We start from the raw sequence: 21,800 nt of genomic DNA on the forward strand, positions 1-21,800 counted from the left end.
TCGAGGGACGCCGGACTTCTTTTTCCGGAAGTAACTCTGCGTAATACGTGTGCAATGCAAGCCCACAGTTTCATCATGAGTCACGATATGCACAGAAATCCCAGAAGCCCTTCGAGTTGCCTGCCGCAACAGATCCAGTAATCACCAAAACACCTGAGCCGCCTGAACAGACCCAGGGCGGGTCCTGCGGGTTCTCACGATACGGAGGGGGCGAATCGGCCTTAATTCGCGCGTTCCCCACACCGTGTACCGCTCTCCATTACCTAGGTCATAACAAGAGCGTCACAGCCTTGACCAGACTCTCTCCCCTCTCCTCGCGCCGGGCCTAGAGTCACGGCCAGTCACCGCACTGTCGGATTGTGTTACCGGCCCAGCGTGCGACTCGACCGTTTCCACGGGGATGCGGTCGTGCCAGGGGAAAGGATGGATCGTGCGTCAACGTTCGCTCATCGCCATCACCGCCGCGCTGGCGGCGGGAGCACTCACCCTCACCGCCTGCGGCTCGCGCGACAGCGGCGACAAGGGCTCCGACTCCGGCAACGGTGGCGGCACCACCGTTGTCATCGGCGTCGACGCCCCGCTGACCGGCGACCTGTCCGCGCTGGGCCTCGGCATCAAGAACTCGGTGGACCTCGCGGCCAAGACCGCGAACAAGCAGGACTACGTCAAGGGCATCACCTTCAAGACAGAGGCCCTCGACGACCAGGTGCAGCCCTCCGCGGGCCAGCAGAACGCCACCAAGCTCGTCGCCGACAAGTCCGTCCTCGGGGTCGTCGGCCCGCTGAACTCGTCGGTGGCCGAGTCGATGCAGAAGGTCTTCGACGACGCCAAGCTGGTCGAGGTCTCGCCGGCCAACACCACCCCGGCCCTCACCCAGGGCGCCAACTGGCAGACGTCGAAGTCGCGTCCGTACAAGTCGTACTTCCGCACCGCGACCACGGACGCCATCCAGGGCCCGTTCGCCGCGCGGTACCTGTTCAACGACGCCAAGAAGAAGAAGGTCTTCGTCATCGACGACAAGAAGACCTACGGCTCGGGCCTCGCCGCCACATTCACCGACGAGTTCAAGAAGCTCGGCGGCACCGTGGCCGGCAGCGAGCACATCAACCCGGACACCAAGGACTTCTCCGCGATCGCCACCAAGGTCAGGAACTCGGGCGCCGACGTCGTCTACTACGGCGGCGAGTACCCGCAGGCCGGCCCGCTGAGCAAGCAGATCAAGGCGGCCGGCGCCAAGATCCCGGTGATCGGCGGTGACGGCATCAAGAGCGCCGACTTCATCAAGCTGGCCGGCGCGACCGCCACCGGCGACCTCGCCACCTCGGTCGGCGCCCCGGTCGAAAAGCTGCCCTCCGCCAAGGAGTTCGTCGCCAACTACAAGTCCGCGGGCTACAAGGAGGCGTACGAGGCGTACGGCGGCTACTCCTACGACTCGGGCTGGGCGATCATCGAGGCCGTGAAGAAGGTCGTCGAGGACAACGATGGCAAGCTGCCGTCCGACGCCCGCGCGAAGGTCACCGAGGCCATGCAGGACGTCTCCTTCGACGGGGTGACCGGCAAGGTCTCCTTCGACGAGTACGGTGACGCGACCAACAAGCAGCTCACCGTGTACGCCGTCAAGAACGGCGACTGGGTGCCGGTCAAGTCCGGTACCTACACCGGCTGATCCGCCCGGACCACACGAGCCGCGCGGGGCGCTGTTCCACTGGCGCCCCGCGCGGACTCGCATCCGGCTCCATCCGTCATCCGTCGAAACATCGAACGTCTCGGAGGACATGCGGTGAACGAACTGCCGCAGCAGCTGGTCAACGGCCTGCTACTGGGATCCATGTACGGGCTGGTCGCCATCGGCTACACCATGGTCTACGGCATCATCCAGCTCATCAACTTCGCCCACGGCGAGATCTTCATGACCGGCGCCTTCGGGGCCCTCTCGGTCCATCTGTGGGTGCTGCCCGACGGCACCACCATGTGGGTGGCCCTGCCGCTCATGCTCATCGGCGCCATCCTGGTCTCCGTACTCGTCGCGGTGGGAGCGGAGAGGCTCGCCTACCGCCCGCTGCGCGGCGGCCCCCGCCTCGCTCCGCTGATCACCGCCATCGGTCTGTCCCTGGCCCTCCAGCAGGCGGTCTGGGCCTGGTACCCCGAGGCCAAGTCCGCGCGCACCTTCCCGCAGATCCACGGCGGCCCGTTCCACATCGGCAGCGTCACGATCCAGCCGGGCGACATCTTCCTGATCGCCGCGGCGCCCGTCAGCATGGCCGTCCTCGCCTACTTCGTCATGAAGACGCGCACCGGACGCGGCATGCAGGCCACCGCCCAGGATCCGGACACCGCGAAGCTCATGGGCGTCAACACCGACCGCATCATCGTGATCGCCTTCGCCCTCGGGGCCACCTTCGCGGCGGTCGGCGGTGTCGCCTACGGCCTGAAGTACGGTCAGATCGATTACAAGATGGGCTTCATCCTCGGCCTGAAGGCGTTCACCGCCGCCGTACTCGGAGGCATCGGCAACATCTACGGCGCCATGATCGGCGGTGTCGTCCTCGGCGTCGCCGAGACCTTGGCCACCGCCTACATCGCCGACATCCCGGGCATGGACAAGTTCGGCAGCCAGTCATGGGCCGACGTCTGGGCCTTCGTACTCCTCATCCTCGTACTGCTGTTCAGGCCGCAGGGCCTGCTCGGCGAGCGCGTCGCGGACAGGGCGTGACACCGATGACCACACAGACCACCGCACCCGAAACCCCCAGCGCCCCCGTCGCCGGCCGCACACGCGGCGCCCTCGGTATGCCGGCGCCCGTCGCGCGCGCCCTCGCCACCGGCGGCGGCGCCCTCACCGTCGTCTCGCCGTTCCTCGCCTGGACCTGGACGTCCGAGTTCCCCGGCGATCTGACCGTCAACGGCTACCCCGGCGGCCTCCAGGTCCTGGTGCTCATAGCCGGGGCGCTGACCACGCTGTTCGGCCTCGCCTCGTACGAGGTCAAGGGCCTCGGCCGGCTGACGCCCGCGGGTGGCGGCGGCGCCCTCAGGTTCGCCTCGCTGGCCGCCTTCGGCACCGCCTGGTACACGGTCATCGCGATCAGCGCCGAACTCGGCGGCGTCGTCAACCTGGAGCCCGGCGGCTATCTCGTGGCCGCGGCCTCCCTGATCGCGCTCCTCGGGGCGCACGCGCTGCCGTTCGAGCGGCCCGAGCCCGACCCGCTCGACCCGGAGGAATCCGGCTGGGCGCGCGCCAAGCACCGTCTCGCCCACGGGTGGCAGACACTCAGGGCCTCCTACACCGGCGGCACCGCCCGCCCCGTGGGCACACTGCCGTCGTACGTCGAGATCCTGATCATCGTGGCGATCCTCGCCCTGGGCCTGACCGTCTTCACCTACGGCATCGGCACCTCGTACGACGAGTTGTTCGTCGGCTTCCTGATCACGGCCGGGTTCGGCTTCGCCGCGCTCAACAAGGCGGGGCTGATCGCCCAGGCGTCCCAGATCACCTCCCGGCACCAGAACATCACCGTGGTCGGCGCGTTCGTCGCGGCGGCCCTGTTCCCCTTCACCCAGACCGACGACCAGTACGCCACGGTCGGCGTGTACATCCTCATCTTCGGGACCGTCGCCCTCGGTCTGAACATCGTCGTCGGCCTCGCGGGCCTGCTCGACCTCGGCTATGTGGCCTTCCTCGGCGTCGGCGCCTACGCGGCGGCCCTGGTCTCCGGCTCGCCCAGCTCCCCGTTCGACGTGCACTTCCCGTTCTGGGCCGCCGTCCTGGTGGGCGCCGCCGCCTCCCTCGTCTTCGGTGTGCTCATCGGCGCCCCGACCCTGCGGCTGCGCGGCGACTACCTCGCCATCGTCACCCTCGGCTTCGGTGAGATCTTCCGGATCACCGCCAACAACCTCGACGGCACCTCGGGTCCCGATCTCACCAACGGCTCCAACGGCATCTCCTCGATCCCGAACCTCAATATCTTCGGGTTCGACTTCGGCACCCCGCACGACGTCGGCGGCTTCACCATCGGCCGGTTCGCCAACTACTTCTTCCTGATGCTGGTCATCACCGCGGTCGTCGTGCTGGTCTTCCGGCGCAGCGGTGACTCCCGCATCGGCCGGGCCTGGGTGGCCATCCGCGAGGACGAGACCGCGGCCCTCGCCATGGGCATCAACGGCTTCCGCGTCAAGCTCATCGCGTTCGCCGTCGGCGCCTCGCTGGCCGGTCTCGCCGGTACGGTCCAGGCCCACGTCACCTACACGGTCACCCCGGAGCAGTACCTCTTCGCCGGCCCCATCCCGCCCAACTCGGCGTTCCTGCTGGCCGCCGTGGTCCTCGGCGGCATGGGCACGATCAGCGGGCCGCTCATCGGCGCGTCCCTGCTGTTCCTGATCCCCAACAAGCTCCAGTTCCTCGGCGAGTACCAGCTGTTGGCCTTCGGTGTCGCGCTCATCCTGCTGATGCGCTTCCGCCCGGAGGGCCTGATCCCCGACCGGCGCCGCCGGCTCGAATTCCACGCAGAGGCCGAAGCGCCCGCCGTCCTCACCAAGGCAGGGGCCTGAACCACGATGACTACCGACATCACCACCCGGGGCGCCGTCCCCGGGGCCCCCGCGCCCGGCCAGGTCGTGCTCGACGCCCGCGGTGTCACCATGCGCTTCGGTGGCCTGACCGCCGTACGCAATGTCGACCTCACCGTCGACAGCGGTGAGATCGTGGGCCTGATCGGCCCGAACGGCGCCGGCAAGACGACCTTCTTCAACTGTCTGACGGGCCTGTACGTTCCGACCGAGGGCGAGGTCCGCTACAAGGGCGCCGTGCTGCCGCCGAAGTCGTTCAAGGTCACCGCGGCCGGCATCGCCCGCACCTTCCAGAACATCCGGCTGTTCGCCAATATGACGGTGCTGGAGAACGTCCTCGTCGGCCGCCACACCCGCACCAAGGAGGGCCTGTGGTCCGCCCTGCTGCGCGGACCCGGCTTCCACCGGGCCGAGGCGGCCTCCCGTGAACGCGCCATGGAACTGCTGCGGTTCGTCGGCCTGGACGGGAAGGCCGAGCACCTGGCCCGCAACCTGCCCTACGGCGAGCAGCGCAAGCTGGAGATCGCCCGGGCGCTGGCCAGCGAGCCGGGGCTGCTGCTCCTCGACGAGCCGACCGCGGGCATGAACCCGCAGGAGACCCGGGCCACCGAGGAACTGGTCTTCGCCATCCGCGACCAGGGCATCGCCGTCCTCGTCATCGAGCACGACATGCGCTTCATCTTCAACCTCTGCGACCGCGTCGCCGTCCTCGTGCAGGGCGAAAAGCTCGTCGAAGGCGACAGTGCGACCGTGCGGGGCGACGAGCGGGTCGTCGCCGCCTACCTGGGCGAGCCCTTCGAGGACGCGCCCGGCGCCGATGAGGTCGCCGAGGTGGAGGCCGCCGAGGCACACGCCGACACCCCGCAGGACGCCGCGCCCGGCAAGGAGAACGACCGATGACCGCACTGCTCGAAGTCGAGGACCTGCGGGTCGCCTACGGCAAGATCGAGGCCGTCAAGGGCATCTCCTTCACGGTCGAGGCCGGCGAGGTGGTCACTCTCATCGGCACCAACGGGGCCGGCAAGACCACCACGCTGCGCACGCTCTCGGGGCTGCTCAGACCGGTCGGCGGGCAGATCCGGTTCAACGGGAAGTCGCTGAAGAAGGTGCCCGCGCACCAGGTGGTCGCGCTGGGGCTCGCCCACTCCCCCGAGGGGCGGCACATCTTCCCCCGGATGACCATCGAGGACAATCTGCGCCTCGGCGCCTTCCTGCGCGGCGACCGGCCGGGCATCGAGAAGGACATCCAGCGCGCCTACGAGCTGTTCCCCATCCTCGGGGAACGCAGCAAGCAGGCCGCGGGCACCCTGTCCGGCGGTGAGCAGCAGATGCTGGCGATGGGCCGGGCGCTGATGTCCCAGCCGAAGCTGCTGATGCTCGACGAGCCCTCGATGGGGCTGTCGCCGATCATGATGCAGAAGATCATGGCCACCATCGCCGAGCTGAAGTCCCAGGGCACGACGATTCTGCTGGTCGAGCAGAACGCCCAGGCCGCGCTGTCCCTCGCCGATCACGGTCATGTCATGGAGGTCGGCACGATCGTCCTGTCGGGCACCGGCCAGGAACTGCTGCACGACGAGTCGGTACGGAAGGCATACCTGGGCGAGGACTGAGCGCTCCGCGGGTTCGGCCGTGTTTGTGGCGTAGATCGGCTACGGCGCCGGTCGGCTGCGCTGCGGCGCCGGTCGGCTGCGGGTCCGTCGACGGCCGGCTGCGGGTGCGGCGTGGCTTGGTTGCGGGGGCGGCGTCGGTCGGTTGTGGGTCCGTCGATGGCCGACTGCGGGTGCGGCGTGGCTTGGTTGCGGGGGCGGCGTCGGTCGGTTGTGGGTCCGTCGGCGGCCGACTGCGGGTGCGTTGTGGCTGGTCGCGCCCGCGCGGCGGAGCCGCATGGTGATACAGCCCCGCGCCCTTTTGGGCGCTGGTGCACAGCGAGGCCCGTTTCTCCGGGGTATCCGGGGCGGGCCTCGTTGTGGGGGTGGGGGTCAGGGGCGGTCTGGCTTGGTTGCCTTTTTTTCGGCGTTGTCCGCGATGACGGCCTCGGCGACCTGCTGCATGGACATCCGGCGGTCCATGGAGGTCTTCTGGATCCACCGGAAGGCGGCCGGCTCGGTCAGCCCGTACTCGGTCTGGAGGATGGACTTCGCGCGGTCCACCAGCTTGCGGGTCTCCAGCCGCTGTGTGAGGTCGGCGACCTCCTTCTCCAGCTGCCGCAGCTCGGTGAAGCGGGAGACGGCCATCTCGATGGCCGGCACCACATCGCTCTTGCTGAACGGCTTCACCAGGTACGCCATGGCCCCGGCGTCGCGGGCGCGTTCGACGAGATCGCGCTGGGAGAAGGCGGTGAGCATGAGGACCGGGGCGATGGACTCCTCGGCGATCTTCTCGGCCGCGGAGATGCCGTCCAGCTTGGGCATCTTCACATCGAGGATCACAAGGTCGGGCCGGTGCTCGCGGGCGAGTTCCACGGCCTGCTCACCGTCGCCGGCCTCCCCGACGACGGTGTACCCCTCCTCCTCCAGCATCTCTTTCAGGTCGAGCCGGATCAGCGCCTCGTCCTCGGCGATGACGACGCGGGTCGTCAGCGGAGGCACGTGCGACTTGTCGTCGTCGGGCACGTCTACGGGCTGGGGCGACTCGGCGGTCACGGGGGCTCCTCGTTCAGGGCAGGGGTACTGCTCACAAGAGCCTACCTAGCTACGGTATGGTGGACGCGCGGAGGGTCAGGCAAAACCTTTGATTCTTCGAGCCCCGGTAGCCCAATTGGCAGCAGGCAACGGATTCAAAACCCGTACAGTGTCGGTTCGAGTCCGACCCGGGGCACTTTTCCTTCGATCTCAAGGTCAGCGTGTTTTTTTGGGGCCCCTGCTGATGAGGGGCCCTTTCGTGTGACCGGGCGCTGGGGCGGCCACCGCTCTCGGGGCTTGGCTATCGGGGGCCGTCGTCCTCGCCGATGTGGTGGACCCGCACCATGTTCGTCGTGCCGGAAACACCGGGCGGGGAGCCCGCCGTGATGACGACGACGTCGCCCTTCTGGCAGCGGCCGTACTTCAGGAGCAGTTCATCGACCTGGGCGACCATGGCGTCGGTGGAGTCGGCGTGCGGCCCCAGGAAGGTTTCGGCACCCCAGGTGAGGCTGAGTTGGGAGCGAGTCGCCGGCTCCGGGGTGAAGGCCAGCAGCGGGATCGGGGAGCGGTAGCGGGACAGCCGGCGGGCGGTGTCTCCGGACTGGGTGAAGGCGACCAGGAACTTCGCGCCGAGGAAGTCACCCATCTCCGCCGCCGCCCGGGCTACCGCGCCGCCCTGGGTGCGGGGCTTGTTCCGCTCGGTCAGCGGCGGCAGGCCGCCCGCCAGGATGTCCTCCTCGGCCGCCTCGACGATGCGGGCCATGGTGCGGACGGTCTCGACCGCGTACTTGCCGACGCTGGTCTCGCCGGACAGCATCACCGCGTCCGTGCCGTCGATGACGGCGTTCGCGACGTCGCTCGCCTCGGCCCGGGTGGGACGCGAGTTCTCGATCATCGAGTCCAGCATCTGGGTGGCCACGATGACCGGCTTGGCATTGCGCCTGGCGAGCTTGACGGCGCGCTTCTGGACGATCGGCACCTGCTCCAGGGGCATTTCGACGCCCAGGTCGCCGCGCGCGACCATGATGCCGTCGAAGGCCGCCACGATCCCGTCGATGTCGTCGACGGCCTGCGGCTTCTCGACCTTGGCGATCACCGGGAGGCGCCGGCCCTCCTCGTCCATGATGCGGTGGACGTCCTCGATGTCCTTGCCGCTGCGCACGAAGGACAGCGCGACGACGTCGAAGCCGGTGCGCAGGGCCCAGCGGAGGTCGGCCTCGTCCTTCTCGGAGAGCGCGGGCACGGAGACGGCGACGCCCGGCAGATTGAGGCCCTTGTGGTCGGAGACCATGCCGCCCTCGACCACCGTGGTGTGCACCCGGGGGCCGTCCACCGCGGTGACCTCAAGACAGACCTTGCCGTCGTCGACGAGGATGCGCTCACCGGGCGTGACATCGGCGGCCAGACCGGAGTAGGTGGTTCCGCACTGATTGCGGTCGCCCTCGGTGTCCGCCTCCACCGTGATGGTGAAGGCGTCACCGCGTTCAAGGAGTACCGGTCCTTCGAGGAAGCGGCCGAGGCGGATCTTCGGGCCTTGAAGGTCGGCGAGGAGGCCGACGCTGCGACCGGTCTCGTCGGCGGCCTTCCGCACGTGTCGGTACCGTTCCTCGTGCTCGGCAGGACCGCCGTGGCTGAGGTTGAATCGGGCGACGTCCATTCCGGCCTCGACCAGTGCCTTGATCTGGTCATACGAGTCGGTGGCGGGCCCCAATGTACAGACGATCTTTGCTCGGCGCATGCATCGAGCCTAGGGCTTACCGGCGGGTAGAGAATTGGCCGGACGTGACTACTCAACAACCTTTGAGTAAAGGGTCATTGACAACTGTTGAATTGTGCGACCAGGCGCTCTGATGAGCATACGGAACACCGAGAACGGCCCGGAAGGCCGCTCACGGACGGCCCCGGGGAATCAGCGGACGGTCACTGACCGTCGCATTCCCGGAAAGCCCCGCTCCGCTTCACCGGCACTCACAGGCGTGGGGGTGTCATCGTAAAGCGGGCGTTGACCTGTGCGTACACATGCTGCCGCTGGGGTTCCAGGTCGAGCGGGGGCGTGGCGTTCTCCGCCGCCGCGGCGAAGGCCATGGAACGGGCACGCACACCGGGGTGGCCGTAGGGCTCGGGGTGCTCCACGCCGATGTCGGCGAGTTCGACCAGCGCGGCCAACGAGGTGCCGAGCGCCTCCGCGTACTCGCGGGCCCGCCGGACCGCCTCGTGCACCGCCTGCCGGCGGACCTGCCCGTGCACCGGCGAGTCGGGGCGCAGCGCCCACGAGGGGCCGTCGATGCGGGTCAGTTCCAAGTCGGCGAGGCGTGCGGTGAATTCGCCGAGCGCCGTGAAGTCGGAGAGTTCGGCGGTGATGTGCACGCTGCCGTGGTAGGTGCGGACGCGCTCGCCCCGGCCGTGCGTCGACAGTTCCGGAGTGAGGGACAGGAAGCCCGTCTCCAGGCGCTCCACCGCCTCACCGTAGGACTTGACGAGGTCGAGGACGGCGGCGTTGCGCCGGGTGAGGTCATGGAGGGCCGAACGCCGGTCCCGTCCGCGGGCGGTGACGGTGATGCCGATGCGGGCGATCTCCGGGTCGGCTTCCAGATGCGCCTCGCCGCGCACGGCGACGCGGGGCAGCTCGGGCGAGGGAGTGGCCATACGCCCCACTCTGTCACGCCTTCCCCCGGCCTGAACCCAGGAGTTCACCGATGAGGTCACCGGATCGAAACCTCCCGGCCCTGTTGCCGTCGGCCCGGCCGGGCCAGAATCTACGCGCGTTGTTGAACCACTCCCCGAGGAGACCGCACGATGCCGCTGAACCGCCGGAAGTTTCTGAAGAAGTCCGCAGCAACCGGAGCGGGAGTGGCGATCGCCGGTGCCGCGGCAGCCCCGGCGCAGGCGTCGGCGTCGCCCGGTAAGAGCGCGGCCGGCAAGCGGCCCAAGCGCCACTCGCTGACCGTCATGGGCACCACCGATCTGCACGGGCACGTCTTCAACTGGGACTACTTCAAGGACGCGGAGTACTCCGACACCGCCGGCAACGCGATGGGCCTGGCCCGGGTCTCCACCCTGATCAACCAGGTGCGCAAGGAGAAGGGCCGCGAGAACACGCTGCTCCTCGACGCCGGCGACACCATCCAGGGCACCCCGCTGACGTACTACTACGCGAAAGTCGACCCGATCACCGCCAAGGGCGGCCCGGTGCACCCGATGGCCCAGGCGATGAACGCGATCGGCTATGACGCGGCGGCCCTCGGCAACCACGAGTTCAACTACGGCATCGAAACGCTGCGCACGTTCGAGGACCAGCTGCGCTTCCCGCTGCTCGGCGCCAACGCCGTCGACGCCAAGACCCTGAGGCCCGCCTTCCCGCCGTACTTCATCAAGAAGTTCCGTGTGAAGGGCGCCCCGCCGGTCACGGTCGCCGTCCTCGGCCTGACCAACCCGGGCATCGCCATCTGGGACAAGGCGTATGTGCAGGGCAAGCTGAAGTTCCCGGGTCTGGAGGAGCAGGCCGCGAAGTGGGTGCCGAAGCTGCGCTCCATGGGCGCGGACGTCGTGGTCGTCTCGGCGCACTCCGGAACGTCCGGCACGTCGTCGTACGGCGACCAGGTGCCGTATGTGGAGAACGCGGCGGCCAACGTCGCCAAGCAGGTGCCGGGCATCGACGCGATCCTGGTCGGGCACTCCCACGTGGAGATCCCGGAGCTGAAGGTCACCAACGAGAAGACCGGCAGGACGGTCGTGCTGTCCGAGCCGCTGTGCTACGCCGAGCGGCTCACCCTGTTCGACATCGAGCTGGTGTTCGCCAAGGGCCGCTGGACGGTGGAGTCGGTCTCCGCCTCGCTGCGCAACTCCAACACCGTCGCCGACGACCCGAAGATCACCAAGCTGCTGTCCGACGAGCACGCGAAGGTCGTCGAGTACGTCAACCAGGTGGTCGGCACCGCCACCGAGACGCTGACCACGGTCGAAGCCCGCTACAAGGACGCGCCGATCATCGACCTCATCAACAAGGTGCAGGAGGACGTGGTCAGGGCCGCGCTCGCGGGCACCGCGTACGCCTCGCTGCCGGTGATCTCGCAGGCCTCGCCGTTCTCCCGCACCTCGGAGATCCCGGCCGGCGAGGTGACGATCCGGGACCTGTCGAGCCTGTACGTGTACGACAACACGCTGGTCGCGAAGCTGATGACGGGCGCCCAGGTGCGGGCGTACCTGGAGTACTCGGCGGAGTACTACGTCCAGACGGCCCCCGACGTGGTGGTCGACGTGCAGAAGCTCACCAACGCGGGCGGCCGTCCGGACTACAACTACGACTATGTGTCGGGGCTCGGTTATGACATCGACATCGCCCAGCCGGCCGGTTCGCGGATCAAGAACCTCACCTTCGACGGGGCCGCGCTGGACGACGCGCAGCAGTTCGTGTTCGCGGTGAACAACTACCGGGCCAACGGAGGCGGCGCGTTCCCGCACGTGGCCTCGGCCCAGGAGCTGTGGTCGGAGTCGACGGAGATCCGGACCCGGATCGCGGAGTGGGCGACCGCGAAGGGCGTCCTGGACCCCAAGGACTTCGCGTCGGTGGACTGGAAGCTGACCCGGGCCGGCACGCCGGTGTTCTAGGGCCTCGTTCCAGGGCCCCCGGGCCGGTCCCGGGCACCGGCCCGGGGCCGGTTCGTCAGCTGTGGTCGTCCACGAGCGGGGTCGGTACCCGCGCCTGCCGGGCGGGCGGCACCGGCCGGGCCGGTTCGAGCCCGAAGCTGGTGAAGGCCGTCCGACCGGGCAGCGGGTAGGTCTCCTTCTTCGTCAGGGAGTTGATGATGGTGGCGCTGCGCCAGGCGGCCAGCCCCAGGTCGGGCGCGCCCACGCCGTGGGTGTGCCGTTCCGCGTTCTGCACATAGGCCGTCCCCGTGACGGACGGGTCGAGCACGAGCCGGAACGCCTCGTCCACCTCGGGGCGGCCGGCGCCGTCGCGGCGCACCTGGGGGCCGAGTCCGGCGAGGATGCCCTCCAGTGGGCGTTCCCGGTAGCCGGTCGCGAGGACGACCGCGTCCGTGGTGAGCCGGGAACGGGTGTCCTGCTGGATGTGTTCCAGGTGGAGTTCGATCTGGGTGGTGGCGACGCGGTCCGCCGTGCGCACCCGGACCCCGGGGGTGAGCACGGCGTCGGGCCAGCCGCCGTGCAGGCTGCGGCGGTACAGCTCGTCGTGGATGGCGGCGATGGTCTCGGCGTCGATGCCCTTGTGGAGCTGCCACTGGGCGGCGACGAGCCGGTCCCGGACCGGTTCGGACAGGCCGTGGAAGTAACGGCTGTAGTCGGGGGTGAAGTGTTCCAGGCCCAGCTTGGAGTACTCCATGGGCGCGAACGCCTCCGTGCGGCCCAGCCAGTGGAGCCGTTCGCGGCCGGGCGGGCGGTGGCGCAGCAGGTCCAGGAAGACCTCGGCGCCGGACTGTCCGGAGCCGACGACGGTGACATGCCCGGCGGCGAGGAACGCCTCGCGGTGCTCCAGGTAGTCGGCGGCGTGCACGACGGGGACATCGGGCGCCGCCACCAGGGGCTTGAGCGTATCGGGCACATGGGGGGCGGTGCCGACGCCGAGGACGATGTTCCTGGTGTGGGTGCGGCCGAGGGACTCCGCCTTGCCTTCGGCGTCGAGGCGGGTGTAGTCGACCTCGAAGACGTCCCGTCGGCAATTCCAGCGGACGGCGTCGACCCGGTGGGAGAAGTGCAGTCCGGGAAGGTTCTCGGCGACCCAGCGGCAGTAGGCGTCGTACTCGGCGCGCAGGCTGTGGAAGCGCTCGGCGAAGTAGAAGGGGAAGAGCCGGTCCCGGCTCCTGAGGTGGTTGAGGAAACTCCACTGGCTGGTGGGGTCGGCGAGGGTCACCAGGTCGGCGAGGAAGGGGACCTGGACGGTCGCGCCCTCGATGAGCAGTCCGGGGTGCCAGTCGAAGCCGGGACGCTGTTCGTAGAAGACGGCGTCGAGTTCGGCGAGCGGGTGGGCGAGGGCGGCGAGGGACAGGTTGAACGGGCCGATGCCGACGCCGACGAGATCGCGGGGGGCTTCGGTCTCGTGGTGTGGGGGGCTGGTCATCTGAGCGTGGTTCCTTCCACGAGCTTCAGGAGGTGGGCCAGTTCGCCCGGGCGGGTGTGGGGGGTGAGGAGGGTGGTCTTTAGCCAGAGGCGGCCGTCGAGGCGGGCGCGGCCGAGCACGGCCCGGCCCTCCTTGAGCAGGGCGCGCCGTACGGCGGCGACGGCGTCGTCGTCCGCTCCGGCGGGCCGGAACAGGACGGTGCTGATGACGGGCCGGCCGTACAGTTCGAAGCCGGGGTGATCCTGGACGAGGGCGGCGAACTCGCGGGCCCGCGCGCACACCTGGTCGACCAGGGCGCCGAGTCCGTGGCGGCCCAGGGTCTTGAGGGTGACGGCTGTCTTGAACACGTCGGGGCGGCGGGTGGTGCGCGGGGAGCGGCCGAGCAGGTCGGGGAGGCCGGCCTCGGTGTCGTCGTCGGCGTTCAGATAGTCGGCGCGGTGCTGGAGCACGGCGAGTTCGCGGGGGCGGGCCACGGCGATGAGGCCCGCGGCGACCGGCTGCCAGCCGAGTTTGTGCAGGTCGAGGGTGACGGTGTGGGCGGCTTCGAGACCGGCCAGCTGTTCGCGGTGCCGGTCGCTGAAGACGAGCGGCCCGCCGTAGGCCGCGTCGATGTGCAGCCGGGCGCCGTGGGCGGAGCACAGGGCGGCGATCTCGGCGAGCGGGTCGATGAGGCCGGCGTCGGTGGTGCCGGCGGTGGCGGCGACCAGCAGGGGGCGCGGCAGCCGGAGGACGGCGTCATGGAGCGCGGCCGGGTCGAGGATGCCGCGCGGCGCGGGTACGACCACGGGTTCGGGCAGGCCCAGCAGCCAGGCGGCGCGGGGCAGCGAGTGGTGGGCGTTGGCGCCGCACACGAGCCGGACGCCGCTGCCCTGTGTCTCGCGGGCGAGCAGCAGCGCGAGCTGGTTGGACTCGGTGCCGCCGGTGGTGACGAGCGCGTCGGCCAGGCCGATCTCCTGGGCGAGTCGGCGGGTGACGACGGCTTCCAGGGCGGAGGCGGCGGGCGCCTGGTCCCAGGAGTCCAGGGAGGGATTGAGGGCGCTCACCGCGAGGTCCGCGGCGGTGGCGACGGCGAGCGGCGGGCAGTGCAGATGGGCCGCGCACAGCGGGTCGGCGGGGTCGGCCGAGCCCTCGGCGAGGGCCCGCACGAGGGTGCGCAGGGCGTCCGGGTCGCCCTCGCCGGGCAGTACGTCGCCCACGGCCTCGGCGATCCGCGCGGCGACCGCCTCGGGGCCGCCCGCGGGCAGCGGCCCGCCGCGCACCCGTCCGCCGTCCCTCAGGGCGTCGAGCACGGTGTCCAGCAACGGCCGCAGGGCGTCGGGCCCTTCGGGCGACGAGGCGAAGGGGGGCATGCTCATGGGCTCTCCTCCGGGCTGCGGGAAGGCGGAACGACCATGTGGCTTCCAGCTTGTGCGCACCGCCCCCGACGCGCCCGGGATGCGGGGCGATCGAACCCGAAAGTGGGTACTCCCGTACGGGGAAAACCTGTCGGGTACCGCGCCGACGGCAACATTTCGACCACCGGTTCCGCACGGTCTACGCCCGATGCCGTGCGGTCGCCGCCTGGGGCCTGGGGCCTGGGCCGGAGCCGGGGCGCTGGGGGTGGGGCCGGGGAGGGCTGAGCGGTGGCCCGGCTGAGGGGTTCCCTTGGGGGAGTCCTCGGCCGGCTTGTGGGCAAGCGGGAGACCCGACGGACGGGCGCCGACCGGTACATCGCCCAGCCGCCGCGCAACGGCCGAAGCCCCGGCGGACCCCGTAGGGGGTTATGCCTTACGGATACGCAGGGCCCTGGCGAGGTCGTCGAGTTCGTCGGTGAGCCAGCGGCGCAGGGCGGTGGTCGGCTTGCCGTCGCGTAGGCATGCTTCGCCGAGGGCGAGGTTCTCGCCGTCCACGGCGTGGGCCGGGAAGGCCCAGCGGCCGACGGCGGCGGCGATGGCCGGGCCGCGGCGGGCGGCGACGGCGACCGCGTCGGGGTAGTAGCGCGGCACGTACTCCCGTACCAGATCGGCCTGTTCGGGCTGCCAGAAGCCGCGGGCGGTGGCGATGAACAGGTAGTTCGACAGCTCGGCCCCGCTGTCCGCGGCGAACATCGCCTCCCACGCCGCCCGTTTGGCCTCCGCATCGGGCAGGGCGGCGCGGCAGCGTGCGGCGCCCTCCTGGCCGCTGGCGCTCGGGTCGCGTGCCAGTTCCGCGGCGATGGCGGCCTCGTCGGTGGCGCCGAGCACGGCGAGCCGGCCCAGGATGCGCCAGCGCAGCTCCGGGTCCAGCTCGGGCCCGCCGGGCACGGTGCCGTCGGCGAACCAGGCGGCGATCGTGTCGGGGTGGGCGGCGACATCGATGAAGTGGCGTACGGCGAGCAGCCGCAGGCCGGGGCTGTCGCCGTCCTCGGTGCGCCGGATGAGGTCGCGGCAGAGCGAGGAGAGCGTGGCCAGCGCGGCGGGCCGGTCCTCGGGCGTGACATACCGGCCGGCCACGTGCACGGTGGCGAAGGCGAGGACGCCCTCGACGAGGGCGAGGTCGGTCTCGTGCGGCAGATGGGCGCGGGCGGCGTCCAGGTAGGCGGCGGGCGGGAGTTCGCCGTCGCGGACCGCGTCCCGCAGCGCGTTCCACACGACCGCGCGGGTGAGCGGATCCGGCAGTCCGGACAGTCCCGTGCGCAGCGCGTCGAAGGACTCGGCGTCGAACCGGACCTTGGCGTAGGTCAGGTCGCCGTCGTTGAGGAGCAGCAGCGCGGGCCGCTTGCCGAGGGGGTGCGGCGCGGTCTGCGGGATGTCGAGGTCGACGCGCTCACGCAGCACGAGTCGGCCCTCGTCGGTGAGGTCGTGGTCGTACAGGCCGACGGTGATGCGGTGCGGCCGGCTGCCGTCGTGTTCGACGGTGAGCGCGCAGGTGCCGTCGGCGGCGGGGTTGACGGCCGGGGTGAGGGTGTCGACGCCGGTGGTGCGCAGCCAGGCGTCGGCCCAGGCGTGCACGTCGCGCTCGGTGGCGGTGGCCAGGGAGTCGATGAAGTCGGCGAGCGTGGCGTTGCCGAACCGGTGCCGGGCGAAGTGGGTGTTGATGCCGGCCAGGAAGTCCTTCTCGCCGAGCCAGGCGACGAGCTGGCGCAGCGCGGAGGCGCCCTTGGCGTAGGAGATGCCGTCGAAGTTGAGCAGCGCGGCGGCGGTGTCGTCGACGGCCTCGGGGGCGACGGGGTGGGTGGAGGGGCGCTGGTCGGCGTTGTATCCCCAGCCCTTGCGGGCGACGCCGAAGTCGACCCAGGTGTCGGTGAAGCGGGTCGCCTCGGCGGTGGTCTGGTAGCCCATGTACTCGGCGAAGGACTCGTTGAGCCAGATGTCGTCCCACCACTTGAGGGTGACGAGGTCGCCGAACCACATGTGGGCCATCTCATGGGCGATGACCATGGCACGGGTCTGCCGCTCGGTGTCGGTGACGGCGGAGCGGAAGACGAACTCGTCGCGGAAGGTGACCAGGCCCGGGTTCTCCATGGCGCCGGCGTTGAACTCGGGGACGAACGCCTGGTCGTAGGAGTCGAAGGGGTAGGGCTCCTCGAATTTCTCGTGGTAGCGGTCGAAGCACGCGCGCGTGACGTCGATGATCTCCTCGGCGTCGGCGTCCAGGTGGGGCGCGAGGGAGCGGCGGCAGTGGATGCCGAAGGGCAGACCGCGGTGCTCGGTGCGCACGGAGTGCCAGGGGCCGGCGGCGACGGCGACGAGGTAGGTGGAGATCAGCGGGGTGGGGGCGGCCCGCCAGCGGCCCGCGCCGAGGTGCTCGGTGACTCCGTTGGCGAGGACGGTCCAGCTCTCGGGGGCGGTGACGGACAGCTCGAAGACGGCCTTCAGGTCGGGCTGGTCGAAGGCGGCGTACACGCGCTGCACGTCGTCCATGAACAGCTGGGTGTAGAGGTAGGTCTCACCGTCGGAGGGGTCGGTGAAGCGGTGCATGCCCTCGCCGGTGCGGGAGTAGCGCATCCGCGCGTCGACGCGCAGTTCGTGCTCGCCCGCGGCGAGGTTCTTCAGCGGCAGCCGGTTCTCGTCCAGCGAGTCCGGGTCGAGGGGCTGTCCGTCGAGCGTGACGGAGCGCAGCTCGGCGGGTTTGACCTCGACGAACGTGTCGGTGTTCGTGGCGTCCGCCCGCACCGAGAAACTGATCGCGGTGCGCGAGTCGAAGGTCTCGTCCCCGGTGGTCAGGTCGAGTTCGATCGTGTAGCGGTGGACGTCGAGGAGCTGTGCTCGGTTGTGCGCTTCGTCGCGCGTGAGTACGGACATGCAGGCCATGCTGCCCGATGCCGCCGACAACACACAGGGGCGGATGCGGTACTCGGCTTATGTCCGCTATTGGGCGGTGGCGGGCCGCCCGGCGTCGCGTTGCGGCGGTACCCGGCCGTCGGGGTGCGGCGGTATCAGGCCGTCGGGATGCGCTCGGGCGGCGCGCGGGCCGCGGTCCCCGTCCTGGGCGCGCCCGGCGAGCAGCGCGCGCAACTCGCGCACCTCCCGTTCCAGGGCGAGGCCGCGCTGGTGGGCGGCGTACAGGTGGCGGACCTTGGTGCGCAGGGCCCAGGGGTCGACCGGGGTGCGGACCAGGTCGGCGACTTCGAGCCCGAAGGCGGCCGCGGCCAGTTCGCGGTCCGGGTCGGAGCCGGTGAGCAGGACGACGGGGATGTGCCGGGTCTGCTCCAGTCGGCGTATGCACCGCACCACGTCCAGGCCGTCCGGTCCGTCCGGGCCGTAGGCACCGGGCGTGCTCACATCGAGCAGGAGGAGGCCGACCCGGCCGCGCAGGGCCTGTTTGAGTGCCTGGTCCGAGCTGGTGGCGCGGCCGATCCTCAGGCCCAGCGGGGCCAGGGCGTGCTCCAGTGCGTACAGCGTGTGCTGGTGGTCGTCGACGATGAGGATCTCGGCGTCCGACGGCATGGCCCCACGTCCCTCCCGCCTGGCGTGACCCACCAGCTTACGCCGGAGCACTGACGGCGCGTACTCGCGGGCTGACGAACAGTGCCCGGCGGCGCGGCACCGCCCGGCCGCGCCAGACCGCGGGCCCACCGCGTCGCCGGAGGTCAGCCGGGCTCGACGGCCCGCTGCTTGGCGGTGTCCTCGGCGATGCGCTCGTGGTGTCTGATCACCTCGGCGACGATGAAGTTGAGGAACTTCTCAGCGAAGGCCGGGTCCAGCTTGGCGTTCTCGGCGAGGCTGCGCAGCCGGGCGATCTGCCGGGCCTCGCGGGCCGGGTCGGCGGGCGGCAGCCGGTGCACGGCCTTGAGTCGGCCGACCTGCTGGGTGCACTTGAAGCGCTCGGCGAGCATGTGGACGACGGCCGCGTCGATGTTGTCGATGCTGTCGCGCAGCCGGTCGAGTTCCGCGCGGACGGCGGGATCGACGTCACCGGTACCGGTGTTGCTGGTGGTCATGGGGGTTCAGCCTAAGGGGCGGCGGCGGGTTCGATCATCGGCGGATCGTCGGGGTCGGGGACCCGGTCGCTCCGGCCGCCCGGGGCGGCACGGCCCCGCTGGGCGCGGAAACGGCCGGTGGCCGTGCCGACCCGACGGCTGAACAGCCGGGAGAGGCAGGCGGGATCGTCGTGGCCGACCCGACGGGCCGCCGCGGCGACCGGCAGTTCGGTGCCGGCGAGGAGTGCCTTGGCGCGGCCCAGCCGGATGCCCTGCTTCCGGGTGCACGAGGCGCAGTGGAGGCACCGGCTGGTGCTGCCGCGGGCGATGGGCCTCAACTGCGTGCAGACGTACGTCCCGCGGAACCCGCACGAGCCGCGGCCCGGCACCTTCCGGGGCGTGGCGGCGGTGGGCCGGTTCCTGGACGCGGCGCGGCGCGCGTGGCTGTGGGCGGTCGTGCGGCCGGGTCCGTACATCTGCGCCGAGTGGGAGAACGGCGGTCTGCCGCACGGGGTGACGGGCGAGCCGGGCACGCGCGTGCGTACCCGCGACGAGCGTTTCCCGGGTCATGTGGAGCGCTGGGTCGGCCGGCTGCTGTCGGAGATCACGGCACGGCAGCCGGACCGCGGCGGCCCGGTGGCCCTGGTGCGGATCGAGAACGAGTACGGCAGGTACGGCAGCTACAGCTCCGACGCGCCGTATGCGGTACCGGGGCGCGGTCACGGTCCGCGGGGCCGGTGATGCGCGGCTCGAACTGCCGGGCTGGACAAGCGGATTCGTCTGGATCGACGGTTTGGGCCTGGGCCGGTACGGGGCGGCAGGCCCGCGGCGGGCGCTGTACGTCCCCCGGGCCGGTGCTGCGGGAGGGCGGGAACGAGGTGTGGGTGCCGGAACTCCAGGAGACCGGCCCGGAACCGGCCGCGCCGCGCCTGCTCCCCGTATGACCCGGTCGTCCCGTCCTCCCCCGGTGACCCGCCCGTCCCGCGCCTGCCGCGCGTGCGACCGCGCCGGGGCGGCGGCGGGGGCCGGGGACCGGCGAAAACCGCTCACACCCGCATAGAGTGGATGAGAAGTCGGGGCGTCCTTGGGGGTGACGGCGTGGCGAACGACGGACCGGTCGTGCACGGCTATCCGCATCTGGAGACGGTGCGGGCCGCGATCACCGCGCTGTACAGGCGTCTGTCGTACGACACGATCCAGACCTTCCCGGCCAGTGTGGCCCCCGTCGACGTGGCCTTCTGCGACACCGACGATCTGCACCTGGGCGCGCAGCGGGTGGCCGGTGAGATCGTCCGGCACTTCCGGCTGCCGGACGCCCGGGTGATCATCAGCTTCCGCGAGATGACTCATGCGGCGAACGTCGAACTCACCGCGGGGCCGGAGTACTTCGTGGAGCTGAACGACCGTTTCCGCACCCATCGGCGGGACATCGGCGCGGCCCTGGCGCACGAGGTCACGCATGTCTATCTGCACCGTCTGGACCTGTCCTTCCCCAGCACGGCGGAGAACGAGATCCTCACGGACACGGCGGCCACGTACCTGGGCGCGGGCTGGCTGCTGCTGGACGCCTTCCGGGAGGACTCGGTGTCGTCCCAGAAGCTCGGCTACCTCACCCCGGAGGAGTTCGGCTACGTCCTCGCCAAGCGCTCACAGGTCTTCGGCGAGGACCCGTCGGTGTGGTTCACCAGCCCGCAGGCGTACACGGCGTACACCAAGGGTCTGGCGCTGGCCCGGCACGACGAACAGCAGCCGCCGCTGACCGCGGCGGGCTGGGCGGGCCGCCGCCGCTACGCCCGCGACCGCAGGCACGCTCACGGGCCGCAGCCCGGCGTGCCCTACACCTTCACCCCCGACGGCGGCGGCCGGCTGCGCGTCTCCTTCCCCTGCCCGACGTGCCAGCAGCGCATCCGGGTGCCGGTGAAGGGCCGGGTCAGGGCCCGCTGCGCCCTGTGCCGCACGGTACTGGAATGCGACACCTGACCCGCGCCCCGAGAACCGCACCCACTGCCGACAACCGCCGCCGAGGACAAGCTGCCAGGCCTCTTCGCGGCCCGGTTCCGGCACGCACGGCCGGTCCGGACATCGCCAGGACCGGCCCGGACCGCGCCCCGGGCGGTGGTGGCCCCGGTGGCACGGCACCGGCACCGGCACCGGCACCGGCACCGGCATGCGAGTCCGGTTCCGGCATGCGAGTCCGGTTCCGGCACATCTCCTTCCGTCTCGACCGCCGCACGCGCTCCGTGGCCTCGCCGAGAACCGTCGCGGTTCCCGGTACTCCCCCGGCTCCCCTGGAGAAGGTCGGCAGGCGGGAGTCAGGGCGAGGGGATGATGCCCCGGGAGCGGGCTGAACCGAGCCAGGTGGGGAATTCGGCGACGAGGCGGTCGTAGAGTTCCGCGTCCGGCAGGGTCCGGGGGTCCGAACCGGCGTGGAAGAAGCCCGCGTTGTCGACCACCCGCAGATCCGGCACCGCCAGCTCGTCCAGCTTGCGCAGGAAGTCGAACTGGCGGCTGTCCGGGTCGCCGAAGCCGACGAACTGCCAGAACAGCGGCAGCTTGGCCGCCTTGCACAGATAGCGTTCGGCGGCGGGCTTGCTGATCGGGCCGCCGTCGGTCTGGAAGACGACGAGGGCGGGAGCGGTGGTGCCGCTGTCCAGGTAGTGGTCGATGACGGCGTCCATGGCCAGGTGGTAGCTGGTCTTGCCCATGTGCCCGAGCCCGGCGGCGATCCGGCCGATGCGGCCCTCGTGGTCGGCGAGGGCGATGTCGGTGACGGCGTCGACGTCCGTCGAGAAGAACACCACCGGCACCCGGCCGTCGTCGTCGAGGTGCGCGGACAGCCCGAGCACCCGGTCGGCGAGCGCCTGCACGCTGCCGTCCTGGTAGTACGGCTTCATCGACCCGGAGTAGTCGACGACGAGATAGACGGCCGCGCGCAGCCCGTCGAGCCCGTGCTTGGCGAGGGACACCCCGGCCGTGCGGTACGGCTCGACCAGCGCGGGCGCGCTCTGCGCCACCTTGCTGAGACTGATCGCGGCCATGCCTGGCTCCCCCCTCGTGCGGCTCCGGACGCCGAGACTACGCGATCTTCCACCCCCGCTTTTTCCTCCCGGCCCCACAGTTCGCTATTTTGTTCGCCGCCGTCCCCACCGGCTCATCC

General features: G+C 70.6%; 17 protein-coding genes, 1 tRNA gene and 2 pseudogenes. 10 read left to right on the forward strand and 10 right to left on the reverse strand.

What is annotated here, in order from left to right:
* Positions 1 to 430: 430 nt before the first annotated feature.
* The 5 genes from ABT245_RS20140 (at position 431) to ABT245_RS20160 (ending at position 6,176) form a co-directional block, all read left to right on the forward strand.
* On the forward strand, positions 431 to 1,666 hold the full coding sequence (locus tag ABT245_RS20140) for a branched-chain amino acid ABC transporter substrate-binding protein (RefSeq protein ID WP_351735388.1): 1,236 nt from the start codon (positions 431 to 433) through the stop codon (positions 1,664 to 1,666).
* 114 nt (positions 1,667 to 1,780) lie between these two features.
* Entirely contained in the window at positions 1,781 to 2,713 is a 933-nt protein-coding gene (locus ABT245_RS20145; protein WP_351735390.1) for a branched-chain amino acid ABC transporter permease, read from the forward strand.
* Positions 2,714 to 2,718: 5 nt separating this feature from the next.
* On the forward strand, positions 2,719 to 4,545 hold the full coding sequence (locus ABT245_RS20150) for a branched-chain amino acid ABC transporter permease (protein WP_351735392.1): 1,827 nt from the start codon (positions 2,719 to 2,721) through the stop codon (positions 4,543 to 4,545).
* Positions 4,546 to 4,551: 6 nt separating this feature from the next.
* The gene (locus ABT245_RS20155) at positions 4,552 to 5,463 is read left to right on the forward strand and encodes an ABC transporter ATP-binding protein (RefSeq protein ID WP_351735394.1); all 912 of its coding nucleotides are present in this window, start codon (positions 4,552 to 4,554) and stop codon (positions 5,461 to 5,463) included.
* Positions 5,460 to 6,176 (forward strand): ABC transporter ATP-binding protein, encoded by a 717-nt coding sequence (locus ABT245_RS20160; RefSeq protein ID WP_351735396.1) that lies wholly within the window; start codon positions 5,460 to 5,462, stop codon positions 6,174 to 6,176. The genes ABT245_RS20155 and ABT245_RS20160 overlap by 4 nt, the downstream gene beginning before the upstream one ends.
* A 369-nt stretch (positions 6,177 to 6,545) precedes the next feature.
* On the opposite strand, the gene ABT245_RS20165 is transcribed toward ABT245_RS20160, so the two are convergent.
* Positions 6,546 to 7,208, reverse strand: coding sequence for an ANTAR domain-containing response regulator (locus ABT245_RS20165; RefSeq protein ID WP_351735398.1), 663 nt, complete (start codon positions 7,206 to 7,208; stop codon positions 6,546 to 6,548).
* Between the two features lie 100 nt (positions 7,209 to 7,308).
* Here ABT245_RS20165 and ABT245_RS20170 point away from each other — a divergent pair.
* Positions 7,309 to 7,383, forward strand: a tRNA-Leu gene (locus ABT245_RS20170).
* Positions 7,384 to 7,488: 105 nt separating this feature from the next.
* Here ABT245_RS20170 and pyk read toward each other — a convergent pair.
* Together pyk and ABT245_RS20180 are read right to left on the reverse strand one after the other, a co-directional pair.
* Positions 7,489 to 8,925: a pyruvate kinase gene (gene pyk / locus ABT245_RS20175; RefSeq protein WP_351735399.1), complete on the reverse strand. Its 1,437-nt coding sequence runs from the start codon at positions 8,923 to 8,925 to the stop codon at positions 7,489 to 7,491.
* A 230-nt stretch (positions 8,926 to 9,155) separates the two neighbouring features.
* Positions 9,156 to 9,833, reverse strand: coding sequence for an SIMPL domain-containing protein (locus tag ABT245_RS20180; RefSeq protein WP_351735401.1), 678 nt, complete (start codon positions 9,831 to 9,833; stop codon positions 9,156 to 9,158).
* Positions 9,834 to 9,983: 150 nt separating this feature from the next.
* Here ABT245_RS20180 and ABT245_RS20185 point away from each other — a divergent pair, with 150 nt between their 5' ends.
* Positions 9,984 to 11,795, forward strand: a complete 1,812-nt coding sequence (locus tag ABT245_RS20185; RefSeq protein WP_351735403.1) for a bifunctional metallophosphatase/5'-nucleotidase — start codon at positions 9,984 to 9,986, stop codon at positions 11,793 to 11,795.
* Positions 11,796 to 11,850: 55 nt separating this feature from the next.
* On the opposite strand, the gene ABT245_RS20190 is transcribed toward ABT245_RS20185, so the two are convergent.
* The 6 genes and pseudogenes from ABT245_RS20190 to ABT245_RS20215 form a co-directional block, all read right to left on the reverse strand.
* Positions 11,851 to 13,263: a lysine N(6)-hydroxylase/L-ornithine N(5)-oxygenase family protein gene (locus tag ABT245_RS20190; protein ID WP_351735405.1), complete on the reverse strand. Its 1,413-nt coding sequence runs from the start codon at positions 13,261 to 13,263 to the stop codon at positions 11,851 to 11,853.
* Entirely contained in the window at positions 13,260 to 14,618 is a 1,359-nt protein-coding gene (locus ABT245_RS20195) for a pyridoxal phosphate-dependent decarboxylase family protein (protein ID WP_351735407.1), read from the reverse strand. The genes ABT245_RS20190 and ABT245_RS20195 overlap by 4 nt, the downstream gene beginning before the upstream one ends.
* 405 nt (positions 14,619 to 15,023) lie before the next feature.
* Entirely contained in the window at positions 15,024 to 17,525 is a 2,502-nt protein-coding gene (pepN, locus tag ABT245_RS20200; protein ID WP_351735409.1) for an aminopeptidase N, read from the reverse strand.
* A gap of 66 nt (positions 17,526 to 17,591) precedes the next feature.
* The gene (locus ABT245_RS20205; protein ID WP_351735411.1) at positions 17,592 to 18,170 is read right to left on the reverse strand and encodes a response regulator; all 579 of its coding nucleotides are present in this window, start codon (positions 18,168 to 18,170) and stop codon (positions 17,592 to 17,594) included.
* A 143-nt stretch (positions 18,171 to 18,313) separates the two neighbouring features.
* Positions 18,314 to 18,664, reverse strand: coding sequence for a chorismate mutase (locus ABT245_RS20210; RefSeq protein ID WP_351735413.1), 351 nt, complete (start codon positions 18,662 to 18,664; stop codon positions 18,314 to 18,316).
* Positions 18,665 to 18,675: 11 nt separating this feature from the next.
* Positions 18,676 to 18,915 (reverse strand): annotated as a pseudogene (locus ABT245_RS20215) (AraC family transcriptional regulator); the annotation flags it as partial.
* Between ABT245_RS20215 and ABT245_RS20220 the strand changes: the two are divergent.
* From ABT245_RS20220 to ABT245_RS20230, 3 genes and pseudogenes are all read left to right on the forward strand, one after another.
* A pseudogene (locus ABT245_RS20220) lies at positions 18,875 to 19,345 on the forward strand (beta-galactosidase); the annotation flags it as partial. The pseudogenes ABT245_RS20215 and ABT245_RS20220 overlap by 41 nt on opposite strands.
* Positions 19,344 to 19,703, forward strand: coding sequence for a hypothetical protein (locus tag ABT245_RS20225; protein ID WP_351735415.1), 360 nt, complete (start codon positions 19,344 to 19,346; stop codon positions 19,701 to 19,703). The pseudogene ABT245_RS20220 and the gene ABT245_RS20225, both read left to right, overlap by 2 nt.
* 38 nt (positions 19,704 to 19,741) lie before the next feature.
* Positions 19,742 to 20,623, forward strand: coding sequence for a hypothetical protein (locus tag ABT245_RS20230; protein ID WP_351735417.1), 882 nt, complete (start codon positions 19,742 to 19,744; stop codon positions 20,621 to 20,623).
* 332 nt (positions 20,624 to 20,955) lie between these two features.
* On the opposite strand, the gene ABT245_RS20235 is transcribed toward ABT245_RS20230, so the two are convergent.
* Positions 20,956 to 21,681, reverse strand: coding sequence for a vWA domain-containing protein (locus ABT245_RS20235; RefSeq protein WP_351735419.1), 726 nt, complete (start codon positions 21,679 to 21,681; stop codon positions 20,956 to 20,958).
* Between the last annotated feature and the right edge of the window lie 119 nt (positions 21,682 to 21,800).

The sequence above is a fragment of the Streptomyces sp. NPDC001508 genome (assembly GCF_040298665.1).
Classification (GTDB): domain Bacteria; phylum Actinomycetota; class Actinomycetes; order Streptomycetales; family Streptomycetaceae; genus Streptomyces.